16 protein-coding genes are annotated in these 14,725 nt (G+C 59.0%); 7 read left to right on the top strand and 9 right to left on the bottom strand.

The annotated features are described in order from the left end of the window. Nucleotides 1-13: 13 nt before the first annotated feature. Nucleotides 14-352: a P-II family nitrogen regulator gene (locus tag ACR0MV_RS05990; protein WP_058273036.1), complete on the bottom strand. Its 339-nt coding sequence runs from the start codon at nucleotides 350-352 to the stop codon at nucleotides 14-16. 258 nt (nucleotides 353-610) lie between these two features. On the opposite strand from ACR0MV_RS05990, the gene ACR0MV_RS05985 reads away from it, so the two are divergent. Further along, entirely contained in the window at nucleotides 611-2,800 is a 2,190-nt protein-coding gene (locus tag ACR0MV_RS05985; RefSeq protein WP_480701344.1) for a transglycosylase domain-containing protein, read from the top strand. A gap of 59 nt (nucleotides 2,801-2,859) precedes the next feature. Here ACR0MV_RS05985 and leuB read toward each other — a convergent pair whose 3' ends face one another. From leuB to ACR0MV_RS05970, 3 genes are all read right to left on the bottom strand, one after another. Continuing rightward, on the bottom strand, nucleotides 2,860-3,963 hold the full coding sequence (gene leuB, locus ACR0MV_RS05980; protein ID WP_170428616.1) for a 3-isopropylmalate dehydrogenase: 1,104 nt from the start codon (nucleotides 3,961-3,963) through the stop codon (nucleotides 2,860-2,862). Between the two features lie 165 nt (nucleotides 3,964-4,128). Beyond that, on the bottom strand, nucleotides 4,129-5,160 hold the full coding sequence (locus ACR0MV_RS05975) for an endonuclease/exonuclease/phosphatase family protein (protein WP_170428613.1): 1,032 nt from the start codon (nucleotides 5,158-5,160) through the stop codon (nucleotides 4,129-4,131). Continuing rightward, on the bottom strand, nucleotides 5,157-5,936 hold the full coding sequence (locus ACR0MV_RS05970; protein ID WP_174823514.1) for a hypothetical protein: 780 nt from the start codon (nucleotides 5,934-5,936) through the stop codon (nucleotides 5,157-5,159). The genes ACR0MV_RS05975 and ACR0MV_RS05970 overlap by 4 nt, the downstream gene beginning before the upstream one ends. Here ACR0MV_RS05970 and ACR0MV_RS05965 point away from each other — a divergent pair. Further along, nucleotides 5,935-6,207 carry a hypothetical protein gene (locus ACR0MV_RS05965; protein WP_170428303.1) on the top strand — a complete coding sequence of 91 codons (273 nt, stop codon included), beginning with the start codon at nucleotides 5,935-5,937 and terminating at the stop codon, nucleotides 6,205-6,207. The two genes, ACR0MV_RS05970 and ACR0MV_RS05965, sit on opposite strands and share 2 nt — an antisense overlap. A 112-nt stretch (nucleotides 6,208-6,319) precedes the next feature. Here ACR0MV_RS05965 and leuD read toward each other — a convergent pair whose 3' ends face one another. The 3 genes from leuD to leuC are packed head-to-tail and all read right to left on the bottom strand — an operon-like array spanning nucleotide 6,320 to nucleotide 8,963. Next, the gene (leuD, locus tag ACR0MV_RS05960; protein ID WP_170428607.1) at nucleotides 6,320-6,925 is read right to left on the bottom strand and encodes a 3-isopropylmalate dehydratase small subunit; all 606 of its coding nucleotides are present in this window, start codon (nucleotides 6,923-6,925) and stop codon (nucleotides 6,320-6,322) included. Between the two features lie 42 nt (nucleotides 6,926-6,967). Continuing rightward, nucleotides 6,968-7,522 (bottom strand): HdeD family acid-resistance protein, encoded by a 555-nt coding sequence (locus ACR0MV_RS05955; RefSeq protein ID WP_170428604.1) that lies wholly within the window; start codon nucleotides 7,520-7,522, stop codon nucleotides 6,968-6,970. Nucleotides 7,523-7,559: 37 nt separating this feature from the next. After that, nucleotides 7,560-8,963, bottom strand: a complete 1,404-nt coding sequence (gene leuC / locus ACR0MV_RS05950; RefSeq protein ID WP_480701341.1) for a 3-isopropylmalate dehydratase large subunit — start codon at nucleotides 8,961-8,963, stop codon at nucleotides 7,560-7,562. 241 nt (nucleotides 8,964-9,204) lie between these two features. On the opposite strand from leuC, the gene ACR0MV_RS05945 reads away from it, so the two are divergent. The 4 genes from ACR0MV_RS05945 to ACR0MV_RS05930 all read left to right on the top strand — a co-directional run bounded on the left by ACR0MV_RS05945 (nucleotide 9,205) and on the right by ACR0MV_RS05930 (nucleotide 12,083). Beyond that, on the top strand, nucleotides 9,205-10,557 hold the full coding sequence (locus ACR0MV_RS05945) for a mechanosensitive ion channel family protein (RefSeq protein WP_480701340.1): 1,353 nt from the start codon (nucleotides 9,205-9,207) through the stop codon (nucleotides 10,555-10,557). A gap of 164 nt (nucleotides 10,558-10,721) precedes the next feature. Further along, on the top strand, nucleotides 10,722-11,081 hold the full coding sequence (gene rsfS / locus ACR0MV_RS05940; RefSeq protein WP_170327847.1) for a ribosome silencing factor: 360 nt from the start codon (nucleotides 10,722-10,724) through the stop codon (nucleotides 11,079-11,081). Nucleotides 11,082-11,125: 44 nt separating this feature from the next. Next, nucleotides 11,126-11,596: a 23S rRNA (pseudouridine(1915)-N(3))-methyltransferase RlmH gene (gene rlmH / locus ACR0MV_RS05935; protein ID WP_480431331.1), complete on the top strand. Its 471-nt coding sequence runs from the start codon at nucleotides 11,126-11,128 to the stop codon at nucleotides 11,594-11,596. Nucleotide 11,597: 1 nt separating this feature from the next. After that, nucleotides 11,598-12,083 (top strand): flavodoxin family protein, encoded by a 486-nt coding sequence (locus ACR0MV_RS05930; protein ID WP_480701339.1) that lies wholly within the window; start codon nucleotides 11,598-11,600, stop codon nucleotides 12,081-12,083. A 3-nt stretch (nucleotides 12,084-12,086) separates the two neighbouring features. Here the strand turns inward: ACR0MV_RS05930 and ACR0MV_RS05925 are convergent, their stop codons facing one another. Next, complete coding sequence (locus tag ACR0MV_RS05925) at nucleotides 12,087-12,434, bottom strand: hypothetical protein (RefSeq protein ID WP_480701337.1); 348 nt, start codon at nucleotides 12,432-12,434, stop codon at nucleotides 12,087-12,089. A 35-nt stretch (nucleotides 12,435-12,469) separates the two neighbouring features. Then, a complete protein-coding gene (locus ACR0MV_RS05920) occupies nucleotides 12,470-13,180 on the bottom strand; it encodes a DUF599 domain-containing protein (protein ID WP_170469833.1) in 711 nt (236 codons plus the stop codon). An 81-nt stretch (nucleotides 13,181-13,261) separates the two neighbouring features. On the opposite strand from ACR0MV_RS05920, the gene ACR0MV_RS05915 reads away from it, so the two are divergent. Next, nucleotides 13,262-14,710: an FAD-linked oxidase C-terminal domain-containing protein gene (locus ACR0MV_RS05915; RefSeq protein ID WP_480701335.1), complete on the top strand. Its 1,449-nt coding sequence runs from the start codon at nucleotides 13,262-13,264 to the stop codon at nucleotides 14,708-14,710. Nucleotides 14,711-14,725: the final 15 nt, after the last annotated feature.

Raw genomic sequence — 14,725 nt, 5'->3', positions numbered from 1 at the left:
TGAGTGGCGACGCTTAGAGCGCCTCTTCGTTCGTTTCCCCGGTCCGCACGCGCAGGGCCTGCTCGACATCAAGGACGAAAATCTTGCCGTCACCGATCTTGCCGGTTTTGGCGGTCTTGGTGATTGTTTCGACGATCTGGTCGGCCATCGTCGCGGGCACCACGATTTCCAGTTTGATCTTGGGCACGAAGTTCACCGCATATTCGGCCCCACGATAGATTTCGGTGTGACCCGATTGCGAGCCGAAGCCCTTGATCTCGGTCACCATCATGCCGCGCACGCCGGCCTCGGTCAGTGCCTCACGCACCTCCTCCAGCTTGAACGGCTTGATTGTCGCAATGATCAGTTTCACGTCTTTCCCCTCTTCCTGTCCGGCGGGACCGGTTGTTTGCACCTGCAGAAAAAGAGCGCGACTGACCGCAGTAAGGAACGGTCAAGGCATCAGAACGCAGGGGAAAATTGAGGCTAGGTGCACAATTTTTGCACAAAAAAACACTTTTGCCTAAAAAGAGGGCATACTATGGAGGGTGCTTAGGGGAAATTCACACCTCTACTTCAAGCCATGGGCAGGGTATGGTGCCTCAAAATGATAACCGGGCAGAGTTTGAGCATGACTGAGTCCAGGCGCCGCAAGACACCGCTTGTTGCGGACAAAAGATACCCATCCAAGGGGCGAAAACCCGCGACCACGAAGCGCGCGGCCAAGCCCGCTGGCAAAAAGGCGACGGCGCGTAAAACGTCGACGCGCAAAACGGCCAGGAAGAAGACCCGCAAGACATCATCCGGAGGTGGTGGCGGGTTCTTCCGCCGCATGTTCCGTTGGATCTGGCGTGTGATCTGGGGCATTACCTGGCGCTTGGGTGCTGTGGCCGCGATGCTGTTGGCCCTGGCGGTTGGCGTAGTCTATTCCTCTCTGCCCGATGTGGATGCCCTGCTGGACGGCCGCGCACGCGGATCGGTGACCCTGCTGGATCGCGACGGCAAGGTTTTTGCCTGGCGCGGCGATCAGTTCGGTGGCGTTATCACGGCCGATACCGTCTCGCCCCATCTCAAGAACGCCGTCGTCGCGACCGAGGATAAGCGATTCTATCGCCATTTCGGCGTCAGCCCCCGCGGCGTCGCCAGCGCTGTGCGCATCAACCTGAGCGAAGGGCGTGGGCCATTATCGGGCCATGGCGGCTCGACCATCACACAGCAAACGGCCAAGCTGTTGTGCCTCGGCGTGCCCTACGAGCCCAGCGAATGGGAATCCGAAGCCGCTTATGAGGCCGACTGCCGCCAAGGCTCTCTGTGGCGCAAGGCCAAAGAGGCGGTCTATGCAATCGCGATGGAGGTCAAATACTCCAAAGATGAAATCCTGACCATCTATCTGAATCGCGCATTTCTGGGCGCAGGTGCACGCGGTTTCGAAGCAGCCAGCCAGCGCTATTTCGGTATCTCGGCAGCCGAGGTGAACCCGGCTCAGGCGGCGATGCTCGCCGGTCTGCTGGTTGCGCCCACACGCTATGCGCCCACGAACAACCTGAAACGTTCGCAAGATAGGGCGCAGCTGGTTGTTGGTCTGATGGAGGCGCAGGGCTACCTGACCTCAGCACAGGCCAGCAGCGCCCGCAGCAACCCCGCCCAACTGTCCGAGGCCGCGGCCGCAAGGGCTGGGGGCTATTTTGCCGATTGGGTTATGGCCAGCGGGCCCGAGTTCTTTACGCGCAACACCACCGAAGACGTCGTGATCCGCACCACGCTGGATCAGCGCATTCAGAAATCGGCCGAAGAGGCTCTGCAATATATCTTTCAGGAAAAGGTCCGCGAAGGATCCAAAGCCCAGGCCGCAATCGTTGTGATGTCAGCGGATGGAGCCGTGCGCGGAATGGTGGGTGGACGAAAGACGCGGGTGTCTGGTGCGTTCAACCGCGCCACGCAGGCCCTGCGGCAGACGGGGTCGTCGTTCAAGCCGTTCGTTTATGCTACAGCGCTAGAGCTTGGGTATTCGCCTTTGGATACGGTGGTGGATGAACCCTATTGCGTGAACATCCCGGGTTCGGGCCAGTGGTGCCCCAAGAACTACACCAACAAGTTCTATGGGCGGGTCACCCTGGCGGATGCGCTCAAGAATTCGCTGAACATTCCGGCTGTGAAAGTGGCCGAGGTCGCAGGGCTGGACAATGTCCGCACCGTGGCCAGCGAGTTTGGCATCGACAGCGATCTGGCACAGGGCCCGGCCCTGGCGCTGGGCGCGTCGGAAAGCACGCTTATCGAGATGACGGGTGCCTATGCAGGTATCCTGAACGGCGGCTCGGCCGTGGAACCCTATGGGCTGACCGAATTGAAACTGCTGGGTGATGACACGCCGGTTATGGTGACAACCACCGGGATCGGTGAGCGGGTCATCAATGACAAGGCGGCAAAGCAGCTGACCTGGATGATGGAGCGCGTGGTGTCAGAAGGCACTGGTGCGCGGGCTCAACTGCCCGGATGGCAGGTCGCGGGTAAGACTGGGACGACTCAGGCCGCGCGCGATGCCTGGTTCATCGGGTTCACCGCAGACTACGTGACGGGTATCTGGATGGGGTATGACGACAACACGCCCTTGTCTGGTGTCACAGGCGGGGGGCTGCCCGCCGAAATCTGGCGAGAAACGATGCTGCGGGTGACCGAAGGCATGACGCCGACCCCGCTGCCGATGCTGGCCCCGGACCCACCGGCCAGAACCGCTCAGCCGCAGCGGCAGCAACGACGCAACAAAGAAACCGGGTTGGACCGGGCCATCAACAACCTGCTGAACAACATCTTCGGGAATTGAGCGGGCAAAGAAAAAGGCGGTGCACCGGGCACCGCCTTTTCATTTGAATGAGTGCCTGATCAGAGGCTTTCGTCGAGAGCTGCCAGAATGGCATCGCCCATTTCCGTGGTCGAGACCGGTGTGACGCCTTCATCGGCCAGCAGATCGCCGGTGCGAACGCCGTCAGCCAGAACCTTCTCGATCGCGGCTTCCAGACGATCCGCTTCTTCGCCCTGATCGAAGCTATAGCGCAGCGCCATGGCAAAGCTGAGGATACAGGCGATCGGGTTGGCCTTGCCTTGTCCGGTGATGTCCGGGGCCGAGCCGTGTACGGGCTCGTACATCGCCTTGGGGCGGCCATTGGCCATAGGGGCCCCCAGAGACGCCGAAGGCAGCATACCCAGCGAGCCGGTCAGCATTGCAGCACAGTCTGACAGGATGTCACCGAACAGGTTGTCGGTCAGGATGACATCGAACTGCTTGGGCGCGCGCACCAGCTGCATCGCGCCGTTGTCGGCGTACATGTGGGACAGCTCGACTTCGGGGTAGTCCTTGGACACGCGATCCACGACCTCGCGCCACAGGATACCGGATTCCATCACGTTGGCCTTCTCCATCGAGCAGACCTTTTTGTTCCGGCGCATTGCCAGCTCAAAAGCCGAACGCGCGGCGCGTTCAATCTCGGACTCGGTGTAGCGCTGGGTGTTGATGCCGACGCGTTCGTTGCCTTCTTCGAAGATACCGCGTGGCTCGCCGAAATAGACGCCCGAGGTCAGCTCGCGCACGATCATGATGTCGAGGCCCGCAACGATGTCTTTCTTCAGCGACGAGAAATCGGCCAGCGCGTCAAAGCACTGTGCAGGGCGCAGGTTGGAATACAGGTCCATTTCCTTGCGCAGGCGCAGCAATCCGCGCTCGGGCTTCAGAGAAAATTCCAGATCGTCGTATTTCGGGCCGCCAACCGCGCCCAGAAGAACCGCGTCGACCTCTTGCGCTTTGGCCATGGTCTCGTCCGACAACGGCTTGCCGTGGGCGTCATAGGCGGCACCGCCGACCAGATCCTCGCTCACGTCGAATTCCAGGCCACGTTTTGCACCGAACCAGTCGATGACTCTGCGCACTTCGGCCATGACTTCGGGGCCAATTCCGTCTCCGGGCAGGATGAGGAGCGAGGGGTTGGACATGAAGGATCTCCTTGCGTTTTACAGCAAAGGCCCTAGCGCCTGTACCGCACCGGGTCAATGAGACGATCCTGCCTGAAAGCAAGGAAAACACAGGTTTGTTTCCCGTGTGCGCCCTTGAGTGTCTGAAAATTGCGTCAGACCCGATTTTCGGGCCAGAATTGGCCGTCAGCGCGGCAGGGTCAAATCGACCCATACCAGCCGGTGGCGGCTGGCTTTTTCGGCAATATCACGGGCCTCGGTGCCGGCTGCTGGCCAGTGAACGCCTGCATCCGTCACGGTCCAATGTGAGGATGGCAGTACGTAATCTACGCGCATCGGGCCAACTGCCTTCCAAACCACAGTGGTTTGATCCCCATTGGGGTCACCGGGCAACGGGTCGTTTAGCCGGGGATCGTTCAGCAGGCCGCGGATTGCCTCTTTGCGCCCGTCCCCGCGTGCCGGATCCAGATTGGCATCTCCAGCGATCACAAAAGGACCGTCTGGTTCACGTCCCACTTTGCCGTCCAGCACAGCTGACCAAAGCCGAATTTCGTCCCGGTTGCGCAGGCCATTGCGATCCTCGGGGCCGTCGAACACAGGTGGCGCGGCATGGAAGGTCATAAGGTCCAACTGCCCGGTCGGTGTTTCTATGGGGACTATCCAATGAGCGACGGCAGACAGTCGCTGAATGCGCTGTGCGTGTTCCGATGGGTATGGCGCGCCGTCTAGGCTCGGCAATTCGGCGCCCGGAAGGTCTCGCCAAAGCAGTGTCGAGAAGTCCTGAACCTGATCTGTAGCAATGGGATAGCGCGACAGCACGGCCAGTCCGCCTTGACCGGTAAACCGCCCCCAACCCTGCGCATCACCTGGTCCGCTGGTGCGCCCGTCACCATCCAAGTCCAGATCGGTTACAATGCCGGAATTGGGCTGGGCCGCAAAGACAAAGGGATAGTCCAATCCGGCGTCTTTCAATTGCCCTACCAGCGCCGAGACTGCTTGTCCTTCGAAATCCCAGTCGATGCCCTGCAGCGCGAGGATGTCTGGTCGGGTCTCGGTCAGAACGCCGACAACCGCGCTGACTTGTGCATCCCCGCGGCGAATGTCACGCAACAGCAGTCCCGGACCATCGCGGCTGAGTTCTGTGTTGTAGGTGGCGATGCGAACCGTCTCTGCCTGTGCCATAAACGGCAGCAGCAGCAGGATCAGGATGCGGGTCATGCGGTCTGAGTGGACTCGGCAGTGGAATAGGCGCGTCGTTTTTCGACGATCAGGCTGGCAATGCGCAATGTCGCCAGTCCACGCATAATCATGCTGGCTGGCAGAAAGGCCCAAGCGCTAAGCGTCCAGATCATGGTTTGGGGATTGCTGAGCGAAATCGGCTCGGCATAATCCGTCAGCAGTTTGATCAGGGCCGGGATCAGGAACGGCAGCAGAATGCCGATGCAAATGTTCAGACGCCCGTCCCGCTGCAGTCGTGTCACCACATCGCCACCCTTGGTCGGGTCAAACAGCGGAAGGTTGGTCCAGACATTAAACGCACCGTTGCCGGTGGGCCAACCGCGTACCCGGACTGCATAAGCGAAGCTGCCGATGGTCACGAGGGCCGCAACATTGGCAACGCTGGCACAGATACGAACCAGTTCCGTTAGCGGGGCGCTCGTATCTGCGGGCAGCATCAGGATGATCAGGCGCACCGGCGAATAGGGGAAATCGACCACATTCGCGACACCAAGGCCGATGGAATAGGTCAGCGTGGTCAGGCCCGTCGGGGCATAGACGTTTTTGCAGATCAGCGTCATGAACGTGATCATCGTCATCAGACCAACAAAGCGTAACCGGTTCACCGGCGGGGCATCGCGGAATTCGATAAAGCTGGGGAAGGCCGAGTTGTATTCTGCGAACGTCAGGAAGAACGCCAGAATGGCGAGAAAGACGACAATCTCGGTCCCATTCGTAGACGTTACAGGCAGGTACAACGCGGGAGTCAGCACCATGAGTGCAACAAGCAATCCCCGTATCGCCGCCCCTGTTGTGCGCGCAATCACTATCCAAACCCTTTCAAACCGGATTGGCCGCTTCTGTGACGGCTTCGTCCCAACTTGTGCCCGACAATATTTTTATTCGACGGGTGCCTCTGATATCGCCAACACTGACGATAAGCGGCAATCCGCTCAAGTCAGCCTGCAGAAAACACGTGATTTCGGGCAAAAAGATGGCGAAACTGGTGCGCCTTTGCATCATTCGTGTCGCAAATTCGACGTGTAAACGCGACCACCCACCACATATTGTGGTTGTTTAGATTTAGACCCCAAGAATGCGAACGGGGCCGCCGAAGCGACCCCGATAGGTTGAGTGTCCACAGATTCGTCCCCAGGCGTTACACCCAGGGGCGTGCCTGACTGGCGTGATCTTCGAATTTATCGATGTGGTGATCTTTCTCCATCGTCAGGCCAATATCGTCCAAACCGTTCAGCAGGCAGTGTTTGCGATGGGGGTCGATATCGAACGCGATCTCGATGCCGTCCGATGTGGTGATCTTTTGATCTTCCAAATGCACGGTCATGCGGGCGTTCTCGCCTTTATGTGCATCTTCCATCAGCACGGCGTGATGTTCTTCTTCTACCACGATGGGCAGGATGCCGTTCTTGAAGCAGTTGTTGAAGAAGATGTCGGCAAAGCTGGTCGAGATCACAACCTTGATGCCGAAATCCTTGATGGCCCAAGGCGCGTGTTCGCGCGACGAGCCGCAGCCGAAATTGTCGCCCGCGACCAGAATCTCGGTCTGGCGATAGGCGGGCTTGTTCAGAACGAACTCTTCGTTTTCCTGCCCGTCATCGTGATAGCGCATCTCGTCAAACAGCACGACGCCAAGGCCGGACCGTTTGATGGTCTTCAGGTGCACTTTCGGGATGATCATATCTGTGTCGATATTGATCAACGGCATTGGGGCGGCCACCCCGTGGACTTTTTCAAACTTTTCCATGTTCACACTCCTGCGGGAGAGGGCCGCGCCCGTGCTCCGCGTTTAAGCTTGTTTCGCTTCCGTTGTTGCGTCGTCGGGTGCGTTCTTGACGAAGAACGCCATGAAGACCAATCCGAACCCGTTGAACAGCATCTCAATGCCCAGGAAGATGCCCAGAATGCTCAGCAGCACCTGAGGTTCGCTTCCTACATAAGTCCAGATGATACCGGCGAGGATGATCGACAAGATGCCCGAGATCATCGTGGGCCAGAAAAACTGCGTTCCACGCATCTGGAACGACAGAATGACCCGCGCGATACCGCCTGCCATGAACAGGATCAGCATGACGATCGCCAGAGTGACGGTTCCTTCGAGTGGCTGGGACATGAAGTTCCAGCCCAGAAACAGCATCACCGCACCCATGATGAGTGACAGAATCTTGTTGCCGGTGCCTTCAACCGTGAAGCCACCAACAACTTGCAGCACGCCCGAGACCAGCAGCAACACACCGGTTACCACGGTCACCGCGACAGACGCCACAACTGGCGCGCCCAGTACGAAGATACCAAACGCTATGGACAGAAGCCCCAGCAGGAGCCATTTGACCCAGTCACTCATGTTTTCAATCCCTCAAATATCTAGATATGAGGGCACCTTACATCAATTCACGAACGTCTGTCAGCCGTCCTGTGATTGCCGCTGCGGCAGCCATCGCAGGGCTCAGCAGGTGGGTGCGTCCGCCCCGGCCTTGACGGCCTTCGAAGTTGCGGTTCGAGGTTGCGGCACAGCGCTCGCCCGGTTGCAACTGGTCTGGGTTCATCGCCAGACACATGGAACACCCAGCCAGACGCCATTCGAACCCGGCGTCCTTGAAAATCTCGGCCAGACCTTCTTCTTCGGCCTGCGCACGGACGAGACCCGAGCCGGGCACGACCATGGCGCGCATCCCGTCCTTGATCTTTTTGCCCTTCAGAATCTCGGCGGCAGCGCGCAAGTCTTCGATACGGCCATTGGTGCAGGACCCAATGAATACCGTGTCGATCTCGACATCGCTCAGCTTTTGGCCGGCTTCCAGACCCATGTATTCGATGGACCGGCGGGCCGCGTCGACCTTGCCGCCTTCGAAATCTTCGGGGTTCGGTACAGTCGCGGTGATCGGCAGCACGTCTTCGGGGCTGGTGCCCCAGGTAACAACCGGCGCAATGTCTTCGCCGCGCAGAGTGATGACCTTGTCGAAATGCGCGCCCTCATCGGTAAAGAGCGTTTTCCACCAGTCCATCGCGGCTTCCCATTGTGCGCCTTTCGGGGCGTGCGGGCGGCCTTTGACATATTCAAAGGTGGTTTCGTCCGGCGCAATCAGACCGGCGCGAGCGCCGCCCTCAATTGCCATGTTGCAGACAGTCATGCGGCCTTCCATCGACAAATCGCGGATCGCCTCGCCGCAATATTCGATGACATAACCTGTACCGCCAGCTGTGCCGGTCTCACCGATTACGGCCAGAGTGATATCCTTGGCGGTCACGCCCGGCTGCAGTTTGCCGGTGATCTCCACCTTCATGTTCTTCGACTTCTTCTGGATCAGGGTCTGCGTGGCCAGAACATGCTCAACTTCTGACGTACCAATGCCGTGGGCCAAAGCGCCAAATGCGCCGTGGGTGGCGGTGTGGCTGTCGCCACAAACCACGGTCATGCCGGGCAGGGTCCAGCCTTGCTCGGGGCCGACGATATGTACGATGCCCTGACGGACGTCATTCACCGGGTAGTAGTGAATGCCGAAATCCTTGGCGTTTTTGTCCAGCGCTTCGACCTGAATGCGCGATTCGGGGTTTTCGATCCCGTTTACGCGGTCCGGCGTGGTTGGAACGTTGTGATCCGGAACGGCGATGGTTTTTTCCGGCGCGCGGACTTTGCGGCCGGCCATGCGCAGGCCTTCGAACGCCTGCGGGCTGGTCACTTCGTGAACCAGATGGCGGTCGATATACAGCAGGCAGGTTCCATCATCGGCTTCGTGCGCGACATGGGCATCCCAGATCTTGTCATAGAGTGTTTTGGGGGACATTGGTCCTCTCCCGTATGTAATGAGAAATAGCTGGCGAGTGGCTGGTCGCGCCTTATAGGCGGGCCAGAACCGTGCGGGCGGCCCCAAAGAACCGTTCACGCAGGCGCGTGCGGTCTTGCAACTTTGGTGCTGGGGCCAGGTTGAGTCTCATGCGCCTCAGATATATCGGGCTTTGCCGTCAATCAAGGTTCAATCCGGCGTCGGACTTGCATCATAGGTCAACGCTGTTCAAGCTGTGACCATGAACCAAGACCTGATCCCCGGTTCGCTGTCGGACCTCTATGACAACATGGTCGCGGGCTTTTCCGTGCAATTCGAAAACCTTGTCGAACTGGTTGTAACTCCCGGTTGGCGCCAGCATCAGCTGGTCATCATTCTGGTTCTGTGGGCACTGGCATTTGGCCTGAAGCTGGTCACCCAAGGCCGGTGGGAGGCCTGGGCCCGCGCACGCACGGGTTGGCCAAAGTGGCGGCTGCGGGTCCTTGTGCAGCTTTTGCAGCGCCTGACGCTGGTCTATTTCGTGCTGATGTCCTGGGCGTTGTATCTGCTGATGCAGCAGATCACCTGGCCATCCCGCAGTTACATCATCGGAGTCGTCGCCACATTGGCGCTGGCCTGGCTGGCGATTGCCCTGGTCGCCCGGTTGGTGCGCAATCGCACGCTACGGCGGATCTTCAAATGGGCAATGTGGGTCTATGCAACGCTTGTTGCGCTGAATCTGACGGATGATGTGGCCGAGTTTCTGGATGGCGTCGCCATTTCCATTGGTGATCTGCACATCTCGGCGCTGGGGATACTCAAGGCCATTCTGCTGATCGGCATCCTGCTGACGCTGGCCCGTCTGGGTACCCGCGCCGCCGAGCGGGGATTGATGAACAATGACGATATCACCCCGTCGATGCAGGTGCTGCTTGCCAAGGGGATTCAGGTTCTGCTGTACGGTGCCGTCTTTCTGGTCGCCATTCGCACGCTTGGGTTTGACCTGACCGGCATTGCATTGCTGTCCGGGGCCATCGGCGTTGGCATCGGTTTTGGCCTGCAAAAAGTGGTGTCGAACCTGATCTCGGGGATCATCATCCTGATGGACCGCTCGATCAAACCGGGTGACGTTATCTCGCTGGGGGATACGTTCGGGTGGATTAACGCGCTGGGCGCACGTTATGTCTCGGTCGTGACGCGGGATGGGCGAGAGTACCTGATCCCGAACGAAGACCTTATCACCAACCAAGTGGTGAACTGGTCGCATTCGGACAAGTTCGTGCGGCTGGATCTGGATTTTGGCACCAGTTACGATGATGACCCCCATCTGGTGCGCGCAACGGCCATTCGGGCGGTAAAGGCCGTCACGCGGGTCCTCAGCGGCGGGTCGCATGAACCGGTCTGCCATATCACCGGTTTTGGCGACAGCAGCGTGGATTATGTTCTGCGTTTCTGGATCAGCGATCCGACCAAGGGGCTGACCAACATCCGCGGGAATGTCTACCTGGCGCTCTGGGACGCATTTAAGGACGAAGGCATCTCGATCCCCTTCCCGCAGCGCGAGGTTCGGTTGCTGTCGGACGGCGCAGAGCAGCAACAGATCGCCAAAGAGTGAGCGCTTGTGCGGGCCTGCCAGCGCCCTTTCATTGAAATGTTGCAATCTGCTTGTTACCTTATTAGTACCCCGGCGCCGGGGTTTCACGGCGCGCAGCAAAGGAGGACTATGTCCTGTCTCTACATACCCAGGCGGGTTTGCCCGCCGATGACGGGGCCGGTGTAATGGCCCACTCTCAGTCAATCAGCGACAAGCTGCTTGAACGTATCCTTTCCTCACTTTCCGATGACAAGGCCGAAGACGTCGTGCAGATCAACCTGCAAGGTAAGTCTTCTGTTGCGGATCACATGGTGATTGCCTCGGGTCGCTCGACCCGTCAGGTCGCTGCCATGGCGGAAAAGCTGACGGATCGCATCAAGCAGGAATTCGGATTCACCTCGAAGGTCGAAGGCAAGGATGCCGGCGACTGGGTGCTGATCGATACGGGCGACGTGATCGTCCATATCTTCCGCCCCGAAGTGCGTGAATTCTATCAGCTGGAAAAGATGTGGCTGCCTCAGGGCGGCAGCGCCTCGGCGAACTGAGGCGCCATCCCGGCCTGCATTAACAGGCCGGCGGCGAGAGAAATATGCGTATAAGCATTTGTGCGGTCGGGCGATTGCGTGCCGGACCGGAGAAGACCCTGCTTGACGATTATCTGACCCGATTTGACCGGACCGGCCGCGCGCTGGGCCTTGGTCCCGCACGTGTGATCGAGGTTGAAGACAAGAAAAATGCAGGCATGGGTGCCGAGGCGGCATTGCTGCGCAAGGCGCTGCCCAAGGGCGCGGTGATCTGCACTTTGGATGAACGCGGACGGGTGATGTCCTCGCCGGATTTTGCAAAAAAGCTGGGGGGGTGGCGCGATGCAGGGCGGCAGGATTTGGCGCTAATCATCGGCGGTGCCGACGGAATAGACCCTAATCTGCGGGCTGAGGCAGATTTTTCCATCTCATTCGGGTCGATGGTCTGGCCCCATATGCTGGTCCGTGTGATGCTGGCCGAGCAACTTTATCGGGCCGCAACAATCCTGTCTGGCGGTCCTTATCACCGGGTCTGACATGGCGCAGCTTTTGATCGTCTACCACTCGCGCACCGGCGGTGCTCGGCAAATGGCCGAGGCTGCGGCTGCAGGAGCACGGGATGAGGCGGAAACGGTTCTAAAATCCGCAGATCAGACCGCGCCCGAGGATCTGCTGGCCGCCGATGGCTATCTCTTCTGCGCGCCTGAGAATCTGGCCGCGATTTCGGGTCTGATGAAAGAGTTTTTCGATCGTTGCTATTACCCTGTCTTGGGTAAGATCGAAGGACGTCCCTATGCGCAGATGGTCTGTGCCGGGTCAGACGGAGAAAACGCCGCCCGCCAAACCGCGCGGATTGCCACTGGCTGGCGATTGAAAGAAGTCCAGCCGCCTCTGATTATCTGCACTCACGCCCAGACACCCGAAGCGATTCTGGCCGAAAAGACCATCCCGGCAGAACAGCTTGATCAGTGTCATGAGATTGGAACGGCCATGGCTGCAGGTCTGAGCCTGGGCGTGTTCTAAGCCTCAGTTCAGGTCAACCACAGTGGTGCCTTCGCTCCAGCCGCCGACATTGTCACGTGCCTGAATCTGCACCTGAGTCGTGCCGGCGGGAATGGCGACGCCACCAAGCGAACGGGTAAAGGGCTGCTCATCCAAATGTGGGTGATGCAGGACGCGCAATCCCAGCTCATTTCCGTCCATGTCCAGTACGCGCCAACCATCGGCGTAATCATCCCAGCCGGTGTCGGGGTGTCGGATAGTCACGTCAAAGCGCCATGTGTCGCCGCTTTGGCTGGCGATCACTTTTTCAATCGTTGGGGGGTCGGCAAGCACCGGACCTGCAAGCAAAAGGCTGAGAATCAAATATCGCATGAACGAAGATTAGGCTCTGATTTGGGGCAAAGCGATCACGAATCCGTGTCGTGTGGTTGCGACAGCAGGACCAATCGGGAATGCGATGCAAACTCGCGCCGGTACAGAACGCCAAAGGTGATCGCCGTACCCAGTATCAGGGCCACTGGCCCCAGAATCCAGGCGACAGATGCCAGTGCGAAATAGGTCGCGCGCAGGCCGCGGTTGAAACTGCGGGCTGCGGTAACGCAGATTTCGGCCGCCTGAGCTGCCCGAGGATAGGCTTGCGCATCCGACGGATCGTTGGGCACCGCGGCCATCAAGACCGCGCAGTAACCAAACAAACGGTGTGCCCAGACATATTTCAGGAAGGCGTTGGCCAGCAGAAGAATGATGATCAGGATCTTGATCTCCCACACCATGGCGGGGGCGCTGCCGATAGCCAGATCATTGGCGACACCGGCCAAGCGTTCGGTATTGCCTAGCAGGGCCAGCCCACCCCCGATGGCGATCATCGTGGTTGAGGCGAAGAACGTGCTGCCCTGCCGCATCGCGGCCACGACCTGCGCGTCAAACATCCGGGGCTGCCGGGTCACCATCTCGCGCATCCAATCGCGGCGATAGTCATCCATCATCATTGTGACCGAGGTTTTCTTGGGCGAGGGGTTCTCGATCCTCCAACCAATCCACAGCCAGGCCACCAACAGCACTGCGATGGCCGCGTAGTCTAGGGGAGAAAACAACTGTGTCCGATCGAGCCAGGTCATGCCCGCGACCTTAGGGCCAGAGGTGGGAACTTGCCAGATGGGGAAATTGGTAATATTATTTTACCAAACGGAGGATCAGCCATGGAAATGCCGACGCCAAATCCCGATGTACTGCGCCGCAAGGCCGTTGTTTTGCAGCGGTTGCTGCAGGTCTTGCCGGAGGATGCGGTGATTCACGACCCGTCCGAGACGCGCGTCTACGAATGCGATGCGCTGACGGCGTATAAGTGCCCGCCGATGCTGGCGGTGCTGCCGTCCACGACCCAAGAGGTCTCGGACGTGTTGCGCATCTGCAATGAAGAAGGTGTGCCGGTGGTCCCGCGTGGCTCGGGCACCTCTTTGGCGGGCGGGGCATTGCCTACCGCGGATTGCGTCATTCTGGGCGTTGCCCGAATGAATGACGTGCTCGAGACCGACTATGACAACCGGTTCATTCGCGTTCAGACCGGTCGCACCAACCTGAGCGTGACAGGTGCGGTGGAAGAGGATGATTTCTTCTATGCTCCTGACCCTTCGTCGCAACTGGCCTGTGCCATCGCTGGCAATATCGCGATGAATTCGGGCGGTGCGCATTGCCTGAAATACGGTGTGACCACCAATAACTTGTTGGGCGTGAAGATGGTCCTGATGGATGGTAGCGTGGTCGAAATCGGCGGTGCGCATCTGGATTCAGGTGGCATAGACCTGCTGGGCGTCATCTGCGGTTCCGAAGGTCAACTAGGCGTCGTGACCGAAGCCACCTTGCGTATTCTTCGCAAGCCCGAAGGCGCGCGGCCCGTGTTGATGGGATTTGACGACAACGAGGTCGCCGGGCAATGCGTCTCGGACATCATTAAGTCCGGCATTCTGCCGGTCGCGATCGAATTCATGGATACGCTGTGCATCAAGGCCTGCGAGAATTTTGCTCATGCAGGCTACCCCGACTGCACCGCCCTTTTGATTGTGGAGGTCGAAGGGTCCGAGGCTGAAATCGACTATCAGCTGAGCAAGATCATCGAGATCGCGAAACGCCGTAACCCAGTTGAACTGCGCGAAAGCCAGTCGGCTGAGGAAAGCGCCAAAATCTGGCTGGGGCGGAAATCTGCCTTTGGTGCGATGGGGCAGTTGAACGATTACATGTGTCTGGATGGGACGATCCCGGTGTCGTCTCTGCCCGAAGTTCTGCGCCGGATCGGTGAGCTGAGCCAAGACTACGGCTTGCCCGTGGGCAATGTGTTCCATGCGGGTGATGGCAACATGCACCCTCTGATCCTGTTCGATGCCAACAAACCCGGCGATCTTGAGAAATGCGAAGCCTTCGGGGCCGAAATCCTGAAACTCTGCGTGGATGTCGGTGGTTGTTTGACGGGCGAGCACGGTGTCGGGATCGAAAAGCGCGATTTGATGTCCCATCAATACACGCCCGCCGATCTTGAGGCGCAGATGGCCGTTAAGGATGTATTCGACCCGAACTGGTTGCTGAATCCGGCGAAGGTGTTCCCGCTGGATGCCTCTGCAGACCGTCGTGATGCACAGATGGCCGCTGAATAATCGGCTCTAACACAG

It is taken from the genome of Ruegeria sp. BC3, assembly GCF_056539265.1.
The sequence above is the reverse complement of the archived record's forward strand: the minus strand, read 5'-3'. Positions and strand labels throughout refer to the sequence as shown.